Origin of the sequence: Arthrobacter sp. zg-Y1110 (assembly GCF_025244865.1) — a bacterium.
Lineage (GTDB): Bacteria > Actinomycetota > Actinomycetes > Actinomycetales > Micrococcaceae > Arthrobacter_B.
The window spans coordinates 228332-246348 of record NZ_CP104272.1; the positions used below are offsets into that span (position 1 = coordinate 228332).

13 protein-coding genes are annotated in these 18017 nt (G+C 63.7%); 2 read left to right on the plus strand and 11 right to left on the minus strand.

The genetic code is table 11. The features are described from left to right. Positions 1 to 45: 45 nt before the first annotated feature. The gene (locus N2K99_RS01185) at positions 46 to 744 is read left to right on the plus strand and encodes a hypothetical protein (RefSeq protein WP_227934089.1); all 699 of its coding nucleotides are present in this window, start codon (positions 46 to 48) and stop codon (positions 742 to 744) included. A 37-nt stretch (positions 745 to 781) separates the two neighbouring features. On the opposite strand, the gene N2K99_RS01190 is transcribed toward N2K99_RS01185, so the two are convergent. The 11 genes from N2K99_RS01190 to N2K99_RS01240 form a co-directional block, all read right to left on the minus strand. Beyond that, a complete protein-coding gene (locus N2K99_RS01190) occupies positions 782 to 2578 on the minus strand; it encodes an HNH endonuclease signature motif containing protein (RefSeq protein ID WP_227934090.1) in 1797 nt (598 codons plus the stop codon). A 309-nt stretch (positions 2579 to 2887) separates the two neighbouring features. Next, a complete protein-coding gene (locus N2K99_RS01195) occupies positions 2888 to 4366 on the minus strand; it encodes an MFS transporter (protein WP_308036441.1) in 1479 nt (492 codons plus the stop codon). A 269-nt stretch (positions 4367 to 4635) separates the two neighbouring features. Further along, on the minus strand, positions 4636 to 5556 hold the full coding sequence (locus tag N2K99_RS01200; protein WP_227934091.1) for an oxygenase MpaB family protein: 921 nt from the start codon (positions 5554 to 5556) through the stop codon (positions 4636 to 4638). Between the two features lie 82 nt (positions 5557 to 5638). Further along, a complete protein-coding gene (locus tag N2K99_RS01205) occupies positions 5639 to 5833 on the minus strand; it encodes a hypothetical protein (RefSeq protein WP_227934092.1) in 195 nt (64 codons plus the stop codon). A 21-nt stretch (positions 5834 to 5854) separates the two neighbouring features. Beyond that, the gene (locus tag N2K99_RS01210) at positions 5855 to 9166 is read right to left on the minus strand and encodes an ATP-binding protein (RefSeq protein WP_227934093.1); all 3312 of its coding nucleotides are present in this window, start codon (positions 9164 to 9166) and stop codon (positions 5855 to 5857) included. After that, a complete protein-coding gene (locus N2K99_RS01215; protein ID WP_227934094.1) occupies positions 9163 to 9951 on the minus strand; it encodes a DUF4194 domain-containing protein in 789 nt (262 codons plus the stop codon). The genes N2K99_RS01210 and N2K99_RS01215 overlap by 4 nt, the downstream gene beginning before the upstream one ends. After that, complete coding sequence (locus N2K99_RS01220; RefSeq protein ID WP_227934095.1) at positions 9948 to 11402, minus strand: DUF3375 domain-containing protein; 1455 nt, start codon at positions 11400 to 11402, stop codon at positions 9948 to 9950. Before N2K99_RS01220 ends, N2K99_RS01215 begins: the two co-directional genes overlap by 4 nt. 186 nt (positions 11403 to 11588) lie before the next feature. Continuing rightward, a complete protein-coding gene (locus N2K99_RS01225) occupies positions 11589 to 12635 on the minus strand; it encodes an HNH endonuclease (protein WP_227934096.1) in 1047 nt (348 codons plus the stop codon). A 126-nt stretch (positions 12636 to 12761) separates the two neighbouring features. Continuing rightward, entirely contained in the window at positions 12762 to 13205 is a 444-nt protein-coding gene (locus tag N2K99_RS01230; RefSeq protein ID WP_227934097.1) for a Panacea domain-containing protein, read from the minus strand. A 67-nt stretch (positions 13206 to 13272) separates the two neighbouring features. Next, positions 13273 to 14337 carry a GAF domain-containing protein gene (locus N2K99_RS01235; protein ID WP_227934098.1) on the minus strand — a complete coding sequence of 355 codons (1065 nt, stop codon included), beginning with the start codon at positions 14335 to 14337 and terminating at the stop codon, positions 13273 to 13275. Between the two features lie 392 nt (positions 14338 to 14729). Then, the gene (locus N2K99_RS01240) at positions 14730 to 15329 is read right to left on the minus strand and encodes a hypothetical protein (protein WP_227934099.1); all 600 of its coding nucleotides are present in this window, start codon (positions 15327 to 15329) and stop codon (positions 14730 to 14732) included. 567 nt (positions 15330 to 15896) lie between these two features. On the opposite strand from N2K99_RS01240, the gene poxB reads away from it, so the two are divergent. After that, entirely contained in the window at positions 15897 to 17615 is a 1719-nt protein-coding gene (poxB, locus tag N2K99_RS01250; RefSeq protein WP_227934100.1) for a ubiquinone-dependent pyruvate dehydrogenase, read from the plus strand. Positions 17616 to 18017 lie beyond the last annotated feature (402 nt).

An 18017-nucleotide genomic window follows, 5' to 3' on the forward strand; every position in this document is an offset into this window, starting at 1 on the left:
GTGCTTTCGGGTGGCGCGGGAGTCATTGACGCTAGAGTGCGATCCATGACATTGGGGGATGCCGCACCGAACGCGGTCCGCCGGCCGTGGGCGTTCGCCGCGGTGTGCGTGATGGTGGTGACCCTGCCGCCCATGATGTTTGCCTTAGGCGGCTCGGTGATCGGGCTGCTTCTGGCGTACATAGCCGTTTACCTCCTGATCGGGGTCTGCATCTTCGGCCCGGCTAGGAAGTTCCCGTCGCTGCGGCAGGCCGTGGGGTTCCTACTGCCGGGCGTTTTACTCACGCCCTTGGCGCTATTGGACCTGGGCTACTGGGCGGGCGGCTGGCTGCTCGGGCTCCCGGCATGGGGCCTGCTTTTGAGCAGGTGGACACGGGAGAACCCACTCCGGGTGCTGCAGGTGTTGAAGTTCCTCGGCCTGCTGGCGCTGGGACTGGTGGTCTTCACGGTAAATCAGCTCTACCCGCTCCCCAGCCTGGGCCTGTTCCTGCTGCCTGTCATTCCCCTGATCCGGCTGGCCTACCCGGAGTACCGGGCCAGGCCGCTGCAGGCCGCCGTAGAGATCCTACTTGCTGTGGCTACCGTGTGGATTGCTTTCGTTATCCCGACTCCGGAAGGCTTGTGGTCCTCGGCCTGGACCCTCGCTGGCGGGGCAGCAACAGTCGGATTGATGATCGCCTTCTGGGCGCGGGGGATCCCCAGCCGATCTCGACGGCTCCTGCTACGTGAAGGGCCAATCGGCTAGGGGCCCTGCATGTTGCCCTGACTAGGACCGGGCCTGCCTAGAACGGCGGTGCCTGTTCCTGCAGGGGCTCGTTGTCCTGATGGTCTGCTCGCGGGTCTGCCGCCGGACCCGGTGGACCCAGTTCCAGGAATGGCTCGGTGCGGTAGGTACATCCGGTCGGTGAAGTCCACTCGATTACCCCGGGCGTCGGTTGGCAGGCTTTCCAGAAACCCAGAGTCTTGAACCGGTGGTGCCGTCGGCAGAGGTGTTCCAGGTTTCCGTGGTCCGTAGGCCCACCGTGGGCCCAGTCGACGGTGTGGTCGATGTCCGCGTTCGCGGTGCTGACCCGGCAGCCGGGGAACCGACAGGTTCCGTCCCTTGCGCGGAGCCAGCGTCTGAGGCCTGCCGGGACTTTTCGACGCCGTCCCACACCGAGGATTTCTCCTGACTGCGGGTCCTGCGCCAGTCCGGTCCAGCCGACGGCGTGGCGGGCCAGCCGTCGGGCCTCCTCTGCGCTGATGGGTCCGTAGCCGTGCAGCTCAGCGGGCTGATCGTCGGCGCCGAAGAGGGTTTCGGCGCTGATCAGGACCATGATTTCTGCCCGCGGGATAATTCCTTCGTCTGGTCCAGCCTCATATCCGAGGTGCTCGCCGCCGGAAAATCCAACGTCGCTGTCGTTCCCGGTGGCTCCTGCTGTGTGTTCGGACCCGCCGGCTTGCTCGCCGTCGTGTCCACCTCCGCCGTCGTGCCCGCCTCCGTGGTCGTGACCTCCTCCGCCGTCGTGCCCACCTCCGGGCTTGGTTCCGCTCCCGTGTGGGGTTCCGGTCGCGGCGAAAAGTCTGCCGCCCATCAGCAACTGGGCCAGAATGTCTGCGCGCAGCTGATCCGTGGTGCGGGAATCGCCGGCCACCTGTTCGCCGCGGGCTGCCGTGCTGAGTGCTGTGTAAATCTGCTGGGCTTCCGCCGCACGCAGGTGCGCTGAAAGACAGGACATTCCGTCCTCTTCCCGGTCCAGGGCGACCTTGCGCTGTTCGAACGCGGTCAGATGTCGTTTGCTGACGGTGTCCGGAAACTTCCTCTCACGCAGCCGCCGGGCTTTGCAGGAGAACTGCGCCCGGGTCTGTCCCTCCGCTGCCTTCAGCAGGTCTGCTTCAAACTCAGGAAGCTTCGAGGCGGGAACATTCCGGCACTGGTCCAGCACCACCTGGGCGTGCTGATAGCTAAGATTCCCTTCCTCCAAGCCGGTCAGGGTGGCCGTATGGGTACTGCACAGACTGAGTGCTTCGCTCATCATCCGCTGACCAGCGACCTGTGGAACATTCAAAATGGCGGCGCACTCGGAAGACGCGAGGCTGAACGCGATCCCGGGTTCGGGCCTCCCCGAAGCGGCGTGGAAGTCCTCCCGGAAGACCTCTTCCATGCGGTTCAGCAGGCGGGCGTGCAGCGCCTGCACCCAAGACATCAAATGGGCCAAGCGGGACAGGGCTTCACCGACCGCGTGCTCGTCAAAGGCTTCAAGGTTCTGCAGCGCCAATGTTCCGGTGAAACCGTCCGGGAAGCCGCCGGCAGCCTCTCCGTCCGGACCCACGCGGCCAGCGACTTCAGGTTCTGTAGATGCGGTTTCTGTGTCGTCGGTGGAAGTGGCCTCGGCGTCGTCCCCGGGAATCGTGGCAGTCGAAGTGTCGGCACTCGAGGCTGCGGTCCCGGCAGGCTCGGAGACGGCAAGTTCCGCCCGGTAAACCGACACGCTGCAGGGCGGGCGCAGCGGCTCGGCACCACTGGCCGGCTCTTCCGGCTGCCGGTTCTCACTGCTTGGCTCTTCGGTTATCCGTTCGGTGTTTCCAAGCTGATCCATACCTCAGGATTTCATCCGGCACTGACATTTCAGCCCCAAAAACAGGCCGAAAACGGAGGTCTAGAAAACTTGAAATACCCGTCTTTCAAACGCAATTACCTACCCGCACACCCACAAAACCGCAAGCTCCGGAGCGGCCTCCGTTCCGGAACGAAGGCCGCGCTTGTGGCGGTGGCCGCAGGTCGAACGTAGGTGTTTACCGGGCAGCAAGGGGACCATAGACGGTGAACCGGGGCGGTAACTGGTCTTGTTTCCGCTCCGGGGCCCACCGTTCGCTGAAGTCCGGGGCAGCCATTCTCCCGCGCGTTTTTAGCGCAGGGCGGCCGTTGCCTGGACTGGTTTGGCACTGAGCTGGTTTCCGGCGTCGTCGGTCTGGGCATCTGCGACGGTTTCAGCGTCGGCCGGCTTGGGGATCAGGAAGGAAACGGCCAGAGCCAGGAGCAGGATGACCAGACCGGCTGTGACGCCGCCGGTGTAACCCTCGGTGCCGGTGCCGTCCGGGGTGGTGGTTGCGGTCTGCACGGCGTAGATCACGGCGAAGCTCAGGCCCGCACCCAGATTGAAGGCTCCGGCGTTCAGGCCCGGGAGGAAACCGGGGTTCTCCTTCGGGGAGAGCATCACGCCCAGGCCGCTGAGCATGACATTGCTAATGCCGGCGTAGGTGATGCCGATCAGGATGGAGACGGCCAGCAGACCCAGCCGGGAATCGCTGCCGATAACCGGGAGCATCAGGGCCAGGGCGATCACGGAGCCGATTGTGCCGATCCGCATCACCTTGGCGTAACCCCAGCTGCCCGCGAGGCGGCCGGCAAACGGGCCAATAACCAAGCCCGCGAGGGCGTATGGCGTGAGGGTCCACCAGGCGGATACCTCCGCGCCCATCCCAAAGCCGACAACGCCGTCCTGGGCCAGGGCAGGAAGGATGCCGTTCATAACGGCGAAAACTCCGGTCATGGTCAGCAGCGTGGTCAGCAGCAGTGCCCAGGTGGAGCGCTGCTTCAGCAGATAGGTGGCGATCAGGGGGTGGGCGGTGCGGTTCTCCACCTTCCAGAAGGCGGCGAAAGCGACAACGGCAACGACGATCAGTCCGCCCACCAGGGGCCAGTTGGCTGCGGCCAGTTTGCCGGCTTCGTTGAAGGCGGTCAGCAGGGTGCCCACGGAGATCACCAGCGGGACAACGCCCACCCAGTCCATCTTTTCCTTGACCATGGAAACGGATTCGGGCACGGCGACGATGACCAGTGTGCACGCGATGGCGCCTGCGATGGCCATAACCCAGAACACCGAGGCGAAGCCGTGATTCTGCGCCAGGTAGCCGCCGGCGATGGCGTCGACGCCGGCAATGCCGCCGTTGACTGCAGTCAGCACGCCCAACAAGGTGCCGTAGCGTTTGGGCTCCCGCACCTCGACCCGCAGCATGATCAGGGACAGGGCAATCGTCGGTCCGGCGACGCCCTGGATCAGGCGGGCAAGGAATAGAACTTCGATACTCTGCGCCAGAGCTGCCACTACGGAGCCGATGGTCAAGGCCAGGATCATCCCGCCAAGGACCTTCTTGCGGCCGATGATGTCCCCCAGCCGCGGCAGGAAGAGGCAGAACAGCGCGGCGGAGGTGAAGAATGCCGTCTGGGTCAGGGCGACGGCCGCAGAGGTCGTGTTCAGCTCTTTCTCAACCGTGACCAGTGCGGGGGAGAGCATGGAAGCGTTCAGCTGGAATGCCATGCAGGCAGCCAGAAGCGCCGTCATCAATGCGGTTACATTGACGCGGCGCTGGGTGATTTCACTCACGGGTCTATCTCACCAATTCAGTTGAAGGCGCCCATGGCCCCAGTACGTCGTAACAGGAAGGCCTCGGAAGAATGGACGCTTGGTTAACAATAATATCGCCCTCTGAGACAGATTTCTCTGGAATGCCCTGTTTGCTGGACAACAAGGGATCGTGGGAGCTGCGGATGGCGATATTTGTCTGTAAGCGCCCAAGGACGACGACGCCGGCCGGCAGGCCGACGCAGGGCGTCTGGACTTCCGTGCGGCAGCTCGGACTGCCCGGCAGAACCCTACTGCCCGGTGGAAAGCCGCCCGATCCGCTCGCGGGCGGACCGTTCGCTGGGTCCCTGCGGGCCGAGCCCAAGCCGGATAACACCCAAAACAAGTTTCACGGGAAACTTCATCGGCACCGGAACCGGACCCAGATGCGGAGCCCGCAGCCCCAACAGTTCCCGGTGCTTCGGTTCCAGGCTGGCTACAGCCCCGGCAAAGAGCACCCGGTACCCGAACCGCTGGTTTCCCGGCAGGGGAGGACGGCGAAGGAACCCCAGGGCTTCGTTCACGTACTCGCTGTTGCGCAGCTGGGTATCGTAGCCGGCCATCTGCTTCCGCAGTTCGGCTTCGGACCGCGGCGGATCCGGAATGCCCATGAGCTCGCCGGCGACAGCCCATTCCGCCACATAGGTATCAGCCCCGCCCGGAATCGGTCCGCCATAGCGCTGGTGCGAGGAAAGGAACGCGTCGGTGAAGGCCAGATGGACCCAGCGGGCAATCTCGGGATCGTTGGCTGAATACGGCTGCTCCGCGCCGTCGGCGTTCACATACGTGCCGTGTACGCGTTCGTGCAGCCGCAGCACCCAGTCCGAGCCCGCCTTGGCAGCGGCCGTGTCCCCGTAGGTGACGGTGAAGATCCAGCGGATGGTCCCGGCGAGCCGGCCCAGCGGATCCTCCTTATAGTCGGAGAAGTCATGCACCCCGGCCATCGCCCCGGGATGCAGGGCCTGCAGCAGCAGGGCCCGGATGCCGGCGATGACCGGCGTCATGGACCCGTGCACCGCCCAGACCGCGGAGTCCGGACCGAAATGGCCGACGTCGTCGCCCTTTGCCAGCTCAAGCTCCCACTGCGGAATCTCGGCGGCGTTGTTGCTGAACGTGCCGATCAGCTGGCGGCGCCAGGAACCGATGAACCGGGGAAGGTGAAGAGCACTCATCTTCCCCAGTGTCCATCCGCCCGGACCGCTTGCCTAGTGCCCCTTGTGACCGCCCGGTGTTCGGTACTGCCGGCCCCGCAGGCTAAAGACGCGGGCCGTAATCCGGTCCTCCGTCACGCTGGTGCCGCTGGAAGGCCAGCACCGGGGCCGCTGCGAAGAACAGCAGCGAAGCGAGCCACAGAATGCCCGCAATGTTCCCCAGCGGACCTAACGTGGCAAGAAGAATGCAGGCAACGCCGGCTAGCATCACGGCGTTTACCGCGTACTTGTCTTTCATCTCATTACCTTTCATACACGCCTAGCGCAGCAGGATGTCCACCGACCGGGAGTTACCCATGGCCCGTTCCATCACGCCGGAACGGTTGGTGACGTCGTCGCGCAGGATTTCCGTGACCGAGCCCAGGAACCGGGAGAGGTCCACCTTGTCCTCCGGTGCGGCGAGCAGCAGCTGGAAGCCGAACTCGTGCAGCGCGTTGATGGACGCCTCGGCAAAGGACAGGGACGACTTAACAAACGCCTCGTCCATCATTACGGTTCCGTATGTGCTGAAGCCCTGGGACACAATGCCCAGCTGGTAGGCCAGCGCCGATGCCATGATGAACGCGGTGAACCGCTGGCCCTCGCCGCCGGACATCAGCGACGCCTGCAGGTTGGTGTAGGTGTGCCCGCTGGCAAGGCGATGCGTGCAGGTGATGGTCACGTGCGAGCGGACATCGAGCACCTCGGCCCGCCAGCGCTTCTCCTCGGGATCCTTCAGCCGGTCCACCAGCCCCTCGAGCGCGGCGTACCGGGCGTCCATGTCCGCCTTATCCTGCCGCGAGCCCATCATGGGCAGCGCGTTCTTCAGTTCGGTGCGGAACTTGTGCGCGGCGTCGGGAACAGTGGTGGCGACCTCGATCTCCAGGTGGCTGCCGGCAGAGTATTCCACCCGGCGCAGCACCGAGTTCAGCGGCAGCAGGCGCGAGGAGATGCTGCGGCGTTCCTCGTCGAGCAGCTGCAGCAGGTCGCTGAAGCGTTCATAGGTGCGGTTGTTGAAGTATTCGCGGAACTCGGCTTCGCGCTGCGGCAGGCCTTCGGAAATGATGTCCTCGAAGCGGTCCTCGTAGGCGCCGGCGGATTCCACCGAGGTGCCGAAGTCCGAACCCCACTTGTCGCTGAAGGTCTCGAACGTGCGTTCCAGCTTCGCACGGGTTTCCAGCAGGGTCTTCTCCAGCCGGGCCTGCTCGGTGATCAGGGACCGTTCCACCTCGCCGGCGGCCTCCTTCAGGCGGGCCGGGTCGGTCAGTTCCCCGAAGGGTTCGAACAGTTCGGCCAGCGCGGAACGCAGTCCCTCGGACAGGGCTTCGGGTGCCTTCGCCGAGAGCGCGGTGCGGCGTTCGACGGCGGCGGCTCTGTCCGCGTCGAGCCTCGCGGCGTCGCCCTTGAGCACACCGACTTTCTCGGTAGCTGCGGTGAGGTCCAGCTCGGCGGTGTCGAGCTCGAAACGGATCTGCTCCAGATCGGCATTGGCGTCCCGGGCGGACTCCAGCCGGTCATTGGCGACGGCGACGGCGGCGCGTGCGGCGTCGGCCGACAGGTCCTCCCAGGTACGGTCATCGGCGGCGATGGCGCGCACGGCGGCGAGCCGGCGGACCAGCTCGTCCTGTTCGGAGGCGTGCTGCCGGGAGAGGTTGTCCGCTTCCTCGAAGACGCCGCGCAGGGCCAGCAGCTCGTTGCCGAGGGCCGCGACGGTGTCTTTGTTGTCAAAGCCCAGGACGTTGTCCGAGGCCTTGGTGTGCCGGTCATCCTTCTCGGTGGTGCTGCGGTTGCGCTTGACCGCACCGCCCAGGCTCACACCCTTGGCGACGTCGGCCAGCCCGGCCGGGTCCTCCACGCAGACGAAGTCGTAGTGCGCGGTGATCTTGTGGCGGACCCACTCGCCCATTTCGGAGTCGTGGGTGAGCAGCTTGGTGATCAGGTCATCCGGGCCCGGCTCGGTGGGGCCGTCCACGGGAACGGAGACGTCGATGCAGCGGACGTAGCCGTGCATGTCGTTCTCGCTGAGGTAGCGGGTCACGGCGGCCATGTGCTCGCCGGGCACCAGCAGGGCGGTGGCAAGGGAACGCAGGGTACGCTCCGCGGCCGGACGCCACTGGACGTGCTCGTTGGGCAGGTCGATCAGTTCACCGGCGAACGGCATGTCCGCTTCGTCGATGCCGGTGGCGGCGCAGATCCGGGTTCGCTGGTCCAGGGAGTCCTGGCGGATGTTGGACGTGCGGCGGCGGAAGGAGCCGATCTCGTTTTCCAGCTTCGCGATCTGCCCCTTGAGGGACCACGCCTCGCCATGTGCGTTGCTGCTGCGCTCGCGGGCGGCGTCGAGCTCGGTGCCGAGCGACTTCACCAGCTCCGCGGCGCGGCTGCGGGCGGTGACCAGGCCGGCGGGGGAGAAGTCGACGTCGATCCCGGCCGCGGCGAGCTCGTCCTTGGCAGCGTTTTCCACGGTTTCCCGGGAGCGCAGCTGCGCGGAGGCGGCCGCGAGTTCCCGCTCGAGGGTGGCGATGGCTCCGCCGCCCTCTTCGGTGTACCGGGTGCTGAGCGCGTCGCGCTGGTCCTTCAGCGTGGCCCGGCGGGTTTCGGCGGCGGAGAGTTCGGAGCGGGCTTCCGTTGCGGCCTGCTCCAGCTTCTCGGCGGTGCGCTGCGCGCCTTCGAGGGCGAGGCGCTGCCGGTACGCGGGCAGTCCTTCCTTCGCCAGGGCACGGTTGTGCGCCAGCGCGTCCGCGGCTTCGCGGTAGCGCGTGTGCAGTTCGGGGACGGACTGCAGGTGGTCGCGCTGCTGCCGGGCGCGTTCGAGCTGGCGGCGGATGCTGCGCAGGTGGCTGAAGTCCTCCACGGCCTCTTCGGCGGCGGTGAGTGTTCGCGGGGTGTCCAGCACGTGGTTGCGGAAGAAGTCATTGACGGTGCCGCCCAGGCCCTTGCCGGTCTGCAGGATGCGGAGCAGGTTGAAGGCCTTCTCGTCCTCCACACCCAGGGCATGCCGGTAGCGTTCGGCGAACATCTTGTGCGAATCGAACACAGCGGCACCGGGCAGCAGGTTTTCCAGGCTTCCCTTGGTGAAGCGGCCGCGCATGCCGGCCTGCAGGGCCTTGAGGTCCAGCGGCTTATTGTGCACCAGGTAGTAGCGGCCCAGGTTGTGCTCGGTGCCGGTGGCGGGGAGGTCCATGACTACAGAGAGGCTGGTGACCTGGCCCAGACCGTTGTCGAACGTGAGGCAGACCGCGGACCAGGTGGCGCCGGGGCGCTGGTAGGCGGTGCCCGCGCCGTCGTCGGCTCCCTGGGTGCCGAGGCGTCCGCGCATGTAGGAGAACGCGTTGCGCTTTTCCTCGGCGTTGGTGCCGGAGTTGTTCTGCGCGGCCTCGTTCATCCGCGGGCGGGCGTCCATGACCTGGAGCATGGCGTCGAAGATGGTGGATTTGCCGACGCCGGAATCGCCGGTGAGCAGGGTGCCGGCGCGGTCCACCTGGATGGTGTGCGCGCCGTCGAAGGTTCCCCAGTTGACGATCTGCACGGAGGCGAGCCGGTTCTGGCCGGGGTTGATCAGGTCTCCCATGGGGAGGGTGGTTTCGATGCTCATGCCGGCTCCTCGCCGTCGTTCTCTTCGTCAGCGGGGGTGCCGGTGTCGGGGGTGCTGTCCAGGTCCATGGCGGGAGCGGCGGCTGTGTCGTCCCCCGCGTCGTCACCGCCGAGGGTCTGCATGAAGGTGATGATGTCGCCGATCTGGCTGTACGGCAGGGCCAGCGGCAGGGCGTTGGAAATGACCCAGACGTTGTCCAGCTCAGTGGGGAGCAGCAGGCGGCGGTCCTGCACGAGCTTGCGGATGGCGGCGTCGGCCAGGTCCTCCACGGACTTCGCGTCGCGCTGGCCCGGATCCACGTAGCCCTCGAGCACCTCGATGATGTCCTGCCGGGCGATGGTGGCCTCGTTCCCGGTGCCGGTGTGGCGGTCCAGGATCAGCCGCATGCGCAGCAGCAGCAGGGTTTCCTCGCGGGTCATTTCGCGCTGGCGCTGCAGGGCGGAGGTGTGCGGTTCGGCCATTTCCACCGGGCGCAGCAGGGCGACCTTGCGGTCCTCGTCAATGACCAGGGTGAGGAACAGTTCGCTCAGCCGGACGCGCAGCTGCTCCTGGTTGTCCACCACGGTTTCGTACACGTTGTCCGAGGAGTTCGCGTCCAGGTACGGGCCGCGCAGCAGCCGGATCAAGGACTGACGCAGCTTCAGCGGCAGGGTGCCGGTGTCGCCGGGGAACAGCTCCGGGCCGTCGACGAGGAGGTCGCGCGGGGCGGGCTCGTCCTGCTCTTCTTCCAGCTCCGGGTCGAATTCCTCCGGCGCTGTGGTCAGGTCTGCGGTGGTCTCGCTCATTTTTGGGGGGCTTTCGCGACGGCGACGGCGGGCAGCAGCGCGGTGCGCTCGCTGCCGTCGATCTGGGTAAAGGTGACGGATTCAAGGGGTTTGCTTGCATCGAAATCGGCAGCGCCGCCGGCGAGCAGGGCGCGGATGCTGTTCAGGTGCCGGTGTTCGGGCGGCAGCTGCTCGAACACCTGGGCCACGGTGGCGCTGGCGCGGGTCGCCGTCGCCCGGGAGACGGCGTCGGCCAGTACCCGACGGTCCGCGCGCGGGGTGCGGACCGAGCGGTGGATGTCCGCCTCGGTGAACTGCGGCGGTTCGGGCAGGGTGCGCGGGGCGGCGTGGTCTTCGGGGTTGTAGACCCGGACCATGCTGAGGGATTCGAAGCCCGAGCCGTGCAGCTGCGGGGCGGGTACGACGGCGGCGCGGCGGCGTCCGCGCGGAGCCTTGTGGATGGCGGTTTCGGCGGCGCGGATGAGCTGGCGCAGCTGCACGGATTCGCGGTACTCGTCGCTCTGCACGTAGGTGTGCATGGATTCGGAGAGCCGGCCGTAGATGCGGTGGATTTCGGTGGCCTGGTCCCGCATGTCGCTGATCAGCCGGTAGAGGCTCTGCCGGTCCTCGGGGCTCATGTCGTCGGCGAAGTCCCGTTCCAGCACCTCCGCGATTGCGGCGCGGAAGCGGGCCTGCTGGTCGGCGTCGTTCAGGAAGGCGGTGAAGCCCTCGTAGGTGCGGCCTTCGGCGGTGCTGCGCAGCTTCTTGTCCGCTTCGAGGATTTCGCCCATGGTCAGGCCCTTGGCGGCGTTAGATTCCACCATTTCCTGGCGCAGGTCATGCAGCATCTTTTCCAGGCCGTCGCGCATCCGCTTGAAGTCGGCGGGCAGGGCGGCGGCCAGGTCGAGGATGTCGCGGGCGGCTTCGACGGCGGTGTCGTCCGGCAGGGGCGGAGGTGCCTCGCCGGATTCCAGCGCGCGGATCATTTCCTCGCGGCGGGCGACCTCTTCTTTAAGGACGGCGATGCGGGCGGCGGGGTCCGGGTTGGATTCCTGTGCCAGGTTTTCCACCCGGTCCAGCAGGGTGGCCAGGCGGGAGGAGTTCAGGGACGTTTTGTCGCTGGTGTAACCGTCCAAGTAGGAGAGGAAGCGGGCGGAGGATTCGGTGAGTTCGTAGACGAACTTCCCGTCCGCTCGGGGCCGGGCGAGGAAGCGGCGGGCCACCCAGTCATCGGCGTAGTTCCGTCCGGTCCAGTCCTCGCGCAGCTGCACGCCGTCCATCCGGAGACGGTTCAGGAAGGAGTCCGTCATGGCGTGGAAGTCGTCCAGCGGAACCCGCGGCCGGGTGCGGGTGAAGGCCTCACGGAAGAGCGCCGGGACCCAGGCGTTGGCGTTGGTCAGTTTCCAGCCGGGGGAGGCCTGGAGCCGCTGCAGTTCGGCCCAGCGGGCAACGGCGTTCTCGATGAAGGACATTCTGCGCTTTCCGGCCGTGCGGTGAGGAGAGACGGGCCTCCTCGATTTTAGCCGGGTGGGAGGGCGGGGTGGGCCAGCGGCGTGCGGGAGGACGGGGAAGGTCTCGCAGATTGTGGGGTACGCTCTCCAGTTGCCATATGCGGCTTATCGGCTTATCGCTAAACTAACTATGACAAAACGCCGCTGTCAATTGGGGCGGACCGGAGCGAGGAATTCTGATTCACGGCGATGCCAAACCGGTTTGCCGTCCTGGAAATGGAAAAGATTGGCGTCATGCGCGCGGTGATGGTTAGGGCAGAGCAGCCGTCCGTTCTGAATCGAAGATGGGCCCCCCTTGCTATCGGCCTTGAGATGAGCGGCTTCGAGAATTTCTATCTGGTCGAAGCCGCAGACTGCACATTCAGGTTCATAGGCTCGGAGAAGTAAGTTTTTGAATTTACGTTGGTGGTTACGACGCTTCATGGTGCCGTAGGAGTAGCTACTTTTTATATCAGAATCGCGCTGATCAGTTCCGACCTGATGCAGGAGAGCCCCATCAGCATGGTTTTGCCACATCGCATCGAGAGTTAGGGTCTGCAGACCGTCCAGCCGTCCTCCGAGAGATCTTCCGGAGAACCCTGGAACGCCCTGCTGAATCACATCCAACGGCAATTTTTCGCTGGGGCTCAAGAGCATGTCCCACGCAATCGAGATCAGTTGCGGTCGACCCTTGTCATCAGACGCATTGTGATCGTGGCAGGGCTCGTCCGATACGTGTCCGGATGCAATAAGGCCATGGTCTTCCCTTCCGCAAAGGAAAAGGAAGATGCGGTCCCCGGGATGGACAGTGTGACTGTGACTATTCGGCCATATGCCCGGTCTTGCTAATCCTGCCAAAACCACCTGCTGGACAAGCATTCTTTCCTTTTCAGGCCAAGGACATTCTATTGGGTCCCACGACAGCGTGAGCGAGCCATGCCGCTGCGATAAGACGGTGAAGTCAAGGTCCTCAAGATGGCGTTTTGCCCCGCGCAGTCCACCCCTGAGCTGGTTTTGGGATAGGCGGACTCCGGTAACAGCGAGATGCGCCACGCCAACAATGGCCTTCGAATCGTAATAGCGGCTATTGTGTACAAGGATGTATTCATCCGACTTGCCATATGCGTATTTGTCTAGAAATCTTGAACGGCCAAGCCTGTCATACTCGCCGATGGCGTGGAGAATGGATTCACGCGTCAGTTCTTCAATTGCCATTAGTAACCTTTTCGTGCATGGAACGCGATGAAAAGCCAGAACAGCGATATATGCTGAAGCGGTAAAAATGCCTCTTATCTTAAGAAGGCTAGGGATTTCATCGTCTAAGGCGACGAGGACCAATCATTAAAGAATGCTCTGGAAATACGATTTCATCAGCTCATCAGTGATCGACGCAGTGGATCGCTGGTTGGGCCCCACTCCTTCTTCGTAGCGCGTCTCGGACCACGGCGTGCCAGGTTGATGTGTGAGCTCACTTAATTCGCGCCCAGACAAGGCTCCGTAGTTACGAAGCGCGGCATCTACAACAATCTTTTGTTGGGGCGTCAGATTATTGGGATTACCGTGGTCCCAAGAGTCGATGGCCCACTGGCCCCTGTGCAAGTCAAACAGTTCGTAGGAAACTGGCCCGTTCACCCATGCTTGGAACTTCTCGTTGAAGAGAGGTTCGTCGAGCAGGGCGAGACTCCAGCCTTGGCTGAAGAAGGTGAGTTTTTGTAGCTTCATGGGCGTGATATCCGAACGGAAGTGCTGGACGATGTAGGCGGCTACATCATGAATCGTTGCCATGCGGGGTCTCCTCTCCTGTGTTGTGAGTCTAGTTCTTTCAGGCATAGCCTCGACGCTATAGGGCACCTTATGCCGTCGTGTCGACTCTCAGGGCAGCCAGTTTCTTCCTAGCGTCCGTTGCCTCGGTTTTGGTCTCGGTTCCACCGCGATACAGGCTCCCCATGCCAAGCGCGATGATTGTCGCGATCGTCCAACCGATGCTGACGTCTTCGGAAGTGAATTTCACGGGCTCCCGTGTGTCAATCATGAGGATGCCCTTTGGTACGTGATCCTGTATCAGAGGCACGAGAAGGGCAGACGACCACACAGCACCAGGATTCCTGTCCGTGGGCAGGGGAGGAGCCTGAGGATCATCGATCCTGACTGTACTTGTTCCGTGTGCCACAGAGATTACCGCCTTACCGTGTTCGGTATCCGGCGTAAATCGGGGCCGCGGTGGGTCACTCCTGCCGCCATAGGCTCTGCGCATAAGCAAAACCACTCGGGAGCTTTGGCTTTGGTCTGTTAACGCTTCAGTAGGCTCACTGGATTCTGCGGGCACTCCAGCGGACGGATTCGTAGCTTCCACGCCCTCCACCTGTTCAGCCTCATGGTCCTCCAGCTGATATACACAAATCCGCACACCCTCGTAGGAGACCAAGCGCCGAGCTTCTCTCACCGCTGATTGGAAGAAGCGCTGTCCTGCTTTTTCATCGTTATCCGACTGAAGCAGCTCGATGAAGACTTCGATGACGGAAGACAACTCGTCATTGAACCGGGTCAAGTGCGCGCCTCGTTTGGCGTCAACCTCTTTTGCGTGACTCCTGTTCTTCAATTGGTTGGCGATGTTGCACGCAAAGCTGATAGCCAGCAATGCGATGCCCCATGACAGCAGCAGCCAGTCGACACCAGGAACTTCAGCATTGGGGTCAGCAGTAGTTGGTGCGCCAATTCCCTTCGTTGCGAGACCGATCATCGTGGTGCCGGCCGTCGCCATGATCAAGGAAGTGAGCAGAGCCCCCCAACGCCAAAACCAGCTCAATCCAGATTCATTCTGGGCGAACAGAGACGTCACAAAGCGCCAGACTCTTGCCCCTTGACTCGCCAACACCGAACTCATTTCATCCCCCCGTGATGCCTCAGAGTTACCCATTCTTGCGCACTATTGTTCGAAGTGTTAAGTCCACGTGAATGTGACGGCTGAAGATTCGGTATATACGTTTCTCGTTAGAATTTGATCTTTGCGGGTGCACGGTGCTCATCATGCCAGAGCCTTTCCGAAGAATTCCCTCACCGTGGCGTTGCGGCGGCCCACAAGGGTGACACGCACATGTCCCAGATCACTGAGGGCTTCGGTGTGGTTTGTGCTTACCTGCGCCGTTGGATGACGATCTCCATCAAAAAGACCGCGTAAAAAACCTCACCGCACACACCGATGGCTCACACTCGTCGAGTTGACACAATCAAACAGGCGGCCTCACCTGGCTAATATGGGGGTGGGGGACTCGGCGGCGTTAGCTCCGAGCGATGTGGGATGTTAACGAATTATTCTTCGTCCCAGAGGCGAGCTGCCCGACTCCGCAGGATATCGTCTCTGGCCGTGTCGATCTGCCGTGAGATTGATGCCCACGAACTCCATAGGTCTGACAGTTCTCTTGCTGTCCCATGGTCAAATCTCATGACTGAGTTTCGCGCGCTCCCTGTTTCCGGTACGTAGAAGTGCCAAACGGGTGTGTAATCGCTCAGCCCGCGTGACCGTGACCCAGGGTCGTACCCGCGGCTTATGAAGGAGTCTCCGAATGCGCGGTGAGCCTCTTCAGTGAGTTCGAGGAATACTTTTCGGGGATTCTGTGCCAAATCCATCGCCTTGACCGAGTCGACTGACCCGCACCATTGATCAAATTTCGCTACCAGTTTGTTACAGAGTTCCTGAACCTCTGCCTTCAGCGCCGGCATGTCGTTGGCGATCTGCTCCGTAATTCGAGACTGATTCATCACGGTGATCCGAGCCTCCTCCCGAAGGAACTCGCTCGTAAGCGTTGCCTGTGTCGTCGCCCATCCAATGGCAGCTGAGACTAGTGAATCTTCGAATGATCTTGCCTTGGCTTCGAGCAGTGAGAGTTTTTCATTATCGGCTGTGTTCATGTATTCAGCCTACAAGTTGCTACTGACAAGCAGAGGCCCAATGATTGCTTCTAGAGGCAGGACTATCGATACTCATTATGCTCCTCTAGATATACTCGCTCGGTTCTTACGAAGATCACCGCCAATGATCTTGAGCGCAGAAATGACGAATCTGAACGGCAATCTAAGCCACATGTCGTCGAGTGACTTAGCCCGTGAAGACCACAGTCATGAATCTTAGAAGCCGTCGGGAAGGGCACACAACGGCTGCTCGCCCGCTATCGGTTCGTAGGCCACCGCGGAGCCGCCAATGCTGCTCAGGAAGGTGGCGTCAGCCGCCGTCGTGAGGCCCCCGGTGAGCGTTAGCTCGTCGGTGACTAGGTCGGTGCTGCATCAGGACTCGGGGATGGTGCAGGTATGCCCGCCGGGGTCGAACGGCTGGACGCAGATGACGCTGGTGGGACGACGGCGCCCACCCGGGTTCGCTTGGCGAAGGCCCGGCGCGGCAATCCGCACACTCTAGCCACACCTCTAGCCCCACCCGATCCCGCCGCCTAGACTGACGGACACGCCGAACGGAGGAGCAGCATGGCCACGATCGCCGAGACCGTTGTCCACAACCTCGCCGCCAACGGGATCCAGCGCATCTGGGGAGTTCCCGGCGACTCCCTGAACGCGGTGACCGAAGCCATCCGCCGGGAGAAGGGCATCGAATGGATGCTCACCCGGCATGAGGAGGAGGCCGCGTTCGCTGCCGCCGGGGAGGCGGCGCTGACAGGCGAGCTGGCGGTGTGCGCGGGCAGCTGCGGCCCCGGCAACATGCACCTCATCAACGGGCTCTACGACGCGCACCGCAGCCGGGTGCCCGTGCTCGCGATCGCCTCGCACATTCCGAGCGAGGAGATCGGCAGCCAGTACTTCCAGGAGACCCGGCCCACCGAATTGTTCCGTGACTGCACGGTCTTCTGCGAGATGGTCCTGAGCCCCGAGCAGATGCCGCGGCTGCTGGAAATTGCCATGCGCACGGCCATCGAAAAGCGGGGCGTCGCCGTGCTCGTAATGGCGGGCGACACCGCGCTGGAAGACGCCGTCGACGAGCGCGTCTTCACGGTCCGCCGCACCGACCCGGTCACCGTGCCCTCCCCGGCGGAGCTGCAGGAAGCAGCCGCCACGCTGAACTCCTGCGGGAACGTCACCATCCTGGCGGGCGCCGGCGTCGAGGGGGCACGCGAGGAGGTCCTCGCCCTCGCCGACGCACTGGCAGCACCGATCGTGCATGCCCTCCGCGGCAAGGAGTTCATCGAGCACGACAACCCGTTCGACGTCGGCATGACCGGGCTCCTGGGCTTCGCGTCTGGATACCGGGCGATGGAGGACTGCGACGCGCTGCTGATGCTCGGCACCGACTTCCCGTACCAGCAGTTCTACCCGAAGAAGGCGAAGATCCTGCAGGTCGACGTCCGGGGCGAGCAGCTCGGCCGCCGCGTGCCGCTCACCCAGGGCATGGTCGGCGGGGTGCGTGAGACGGCGGAGGCGCTGCTGCCGCTACTCGAGCGGAAGTCGCAGCGCACCCACCTCGAGAAGTCTCTTGACCACTACCGCCGCACCCGCGCGCAGCTCGACGACCTCGAGAAGCAGGGCCCGGGCACCATCCATCCGCAGCACCTCGCCCACCTGATCGACAAGCTCGCGGCCGACGACGCGGTCTTCCTGCCCGACGTCGGCACTCCAGTCATCTGGGCCTCCCGGCACCTGCACATCAGCGCGCGACGGCGCCTGATCGGCTCCTTCTGGCACGGCACCATGGCGGCGGCGACCCCGCTCGGCATGGGCGCCCAGGCGGTGGACCGGAACCGGCAGGTCGTGGTCCTCGCCGGCGACGGCGGCCTCGCGATGATGCTCGGTGAGCTGCTGACGGTGGTGCAGCACAAGCTTCCGATCAAGATCGTGGTGTTCGACAACGCGGCGCTCAGCTTCGTCGAGGTGGAGATGAAGGCGGCGGGCATCGTCAACTTCGGCACCGGGCTCGAGAACCCGGACTTCGGTGCGGTGGCGCAGGCGGTGGGGATGCACGGCGAGAGTGTAAAGCGCCCGGAGGACCTGGAGGGCGCCCTGCGCCGGGCGTTCGCGTACGACGGCCCCGCGCTTGTCTCCGTCGCGGTGGAGCGGCAGGAGCTTTCCATGCCGCCGAAGATCGATGCGAAGCAGGCCACGGGCTTTGCGGTCTACGCGATGCGCACGGTACTCGCCGGGAACGGCCGCGAGCTCATCGATCTGGCAAAGGCCAACGCACGGCAGCTGCTCTGAGCCCCTCGCTTGCTTGGGCTGATGAGGTCATTGCGCGGGGAACACATCGGTGACGTCATATCCAACCCGCCTTGATCAGCGGCATCAGAGGGAGTCGATGGAGTCGTCTCGGCCCCAGGCAGGGAACGAAGTCCTTACGTTTTCATGTAAATGGCCGACAGTAAGAGTGTTCGCATCGCACCTTTCATGGGGGATCTTTGAAGTACTTGAAATTTTTTGCCGCTGCCACGCTTAGTGCTCTGGTGCTCGTTGGATGTAGTGACTCGACGTCTTCGTCTGCCGAAAAATCCGTTACAGAGGCTCCAGCGGCATCAAGGCCCCCTGCGGATAAAGCGGCTTCGGATCCCGAAGGCTCGGCATCCCATCCATATGCCTTTGGAACGCTGGCTCCCTCTTCTCCTA

Coding starts and splice junctions, on each gene's coding strand:
- N2K99_RS01185 (WP_227934089.1), top strand. CDS start 46: ATGACATTGGGGGATGCCGCACCGAACGCGGTCCGCCGGCCGTGGGCG.
- N2K99_RS01190 (WP_227934090.1), bottom strand. CDS start 2,578: ATGGATCAGCTTGGAAACACCGAACGGATAACCGAAGAGCCAAGCAGT.
- N2K99_RS01200 (WP_227934091.1), bottom strand. CDS start 5,556: ATGAGTGCTCTTCACCTTCCCCGGTTCATCGGTTCCTGGCGCCGCCAG.
- N2K99_RS01205 (WP_227934092.1), bottom strand. CDS start 5,833: ATGAAAGACAAGTACGCGGTAAACGCCGTGATGCTAGCCGGCGTTGCC.
- N2K99_RS01210 (WP_227934093.1), bottom strand. CDS start 9,166: ATGAGCATCGAAACCACCCTCCCCATGGGAGACCTGATCAACCCCGGC.
- N2K99_RS01215 (WP_227934094.1), bottom strand. CDS start 9,951: ATGAGCGAGACCACCGCAGACCTGACCACAGCGCCGGAGGAATTCGAC.
- N2K99_RS01220 (WP_227934095.1), bottom strand. CDS start 11,402: ATGTCCTTCATCGAGAACGCCGTTGCCCGCTGGGCCGAACTGCAGCGG.
- N2K99_RS01225 (WP_227934096.1), bottom strand. CDS start 12,635: ATGGCAATTGAAGAACTGACGCGTGAATCCATTCTCCACGCCATCGGC.
- N2K99_RS01230 (WP_227934097.1), bottom strand. CDS start 13,205: ATGGCAACGATTCATGATGTAGCCGCCTACATCGTCCAGCACTTCCGT.
- N2K99_RS01235 (WP_227934098.1), bottom strand. CDS start 14,337: ATGGGTAACTCTGAGGCATCACGGGGGGATGAAATGAGTTCGGTGTTG.
- N2K99_RS01240 (WP_227934099.1), bottom strand. CDS start 15,329: ATGAACACAGCCGATAATGAAAAACTCTCACTGCTCGAAGCCAAGGCA.
- poxB (WP_227934100.1), top strand. CDS start 15,897: ATGGCCACGATCGCCGAGACCGTTGTCCACAACCTCGCCGCCAACGGG.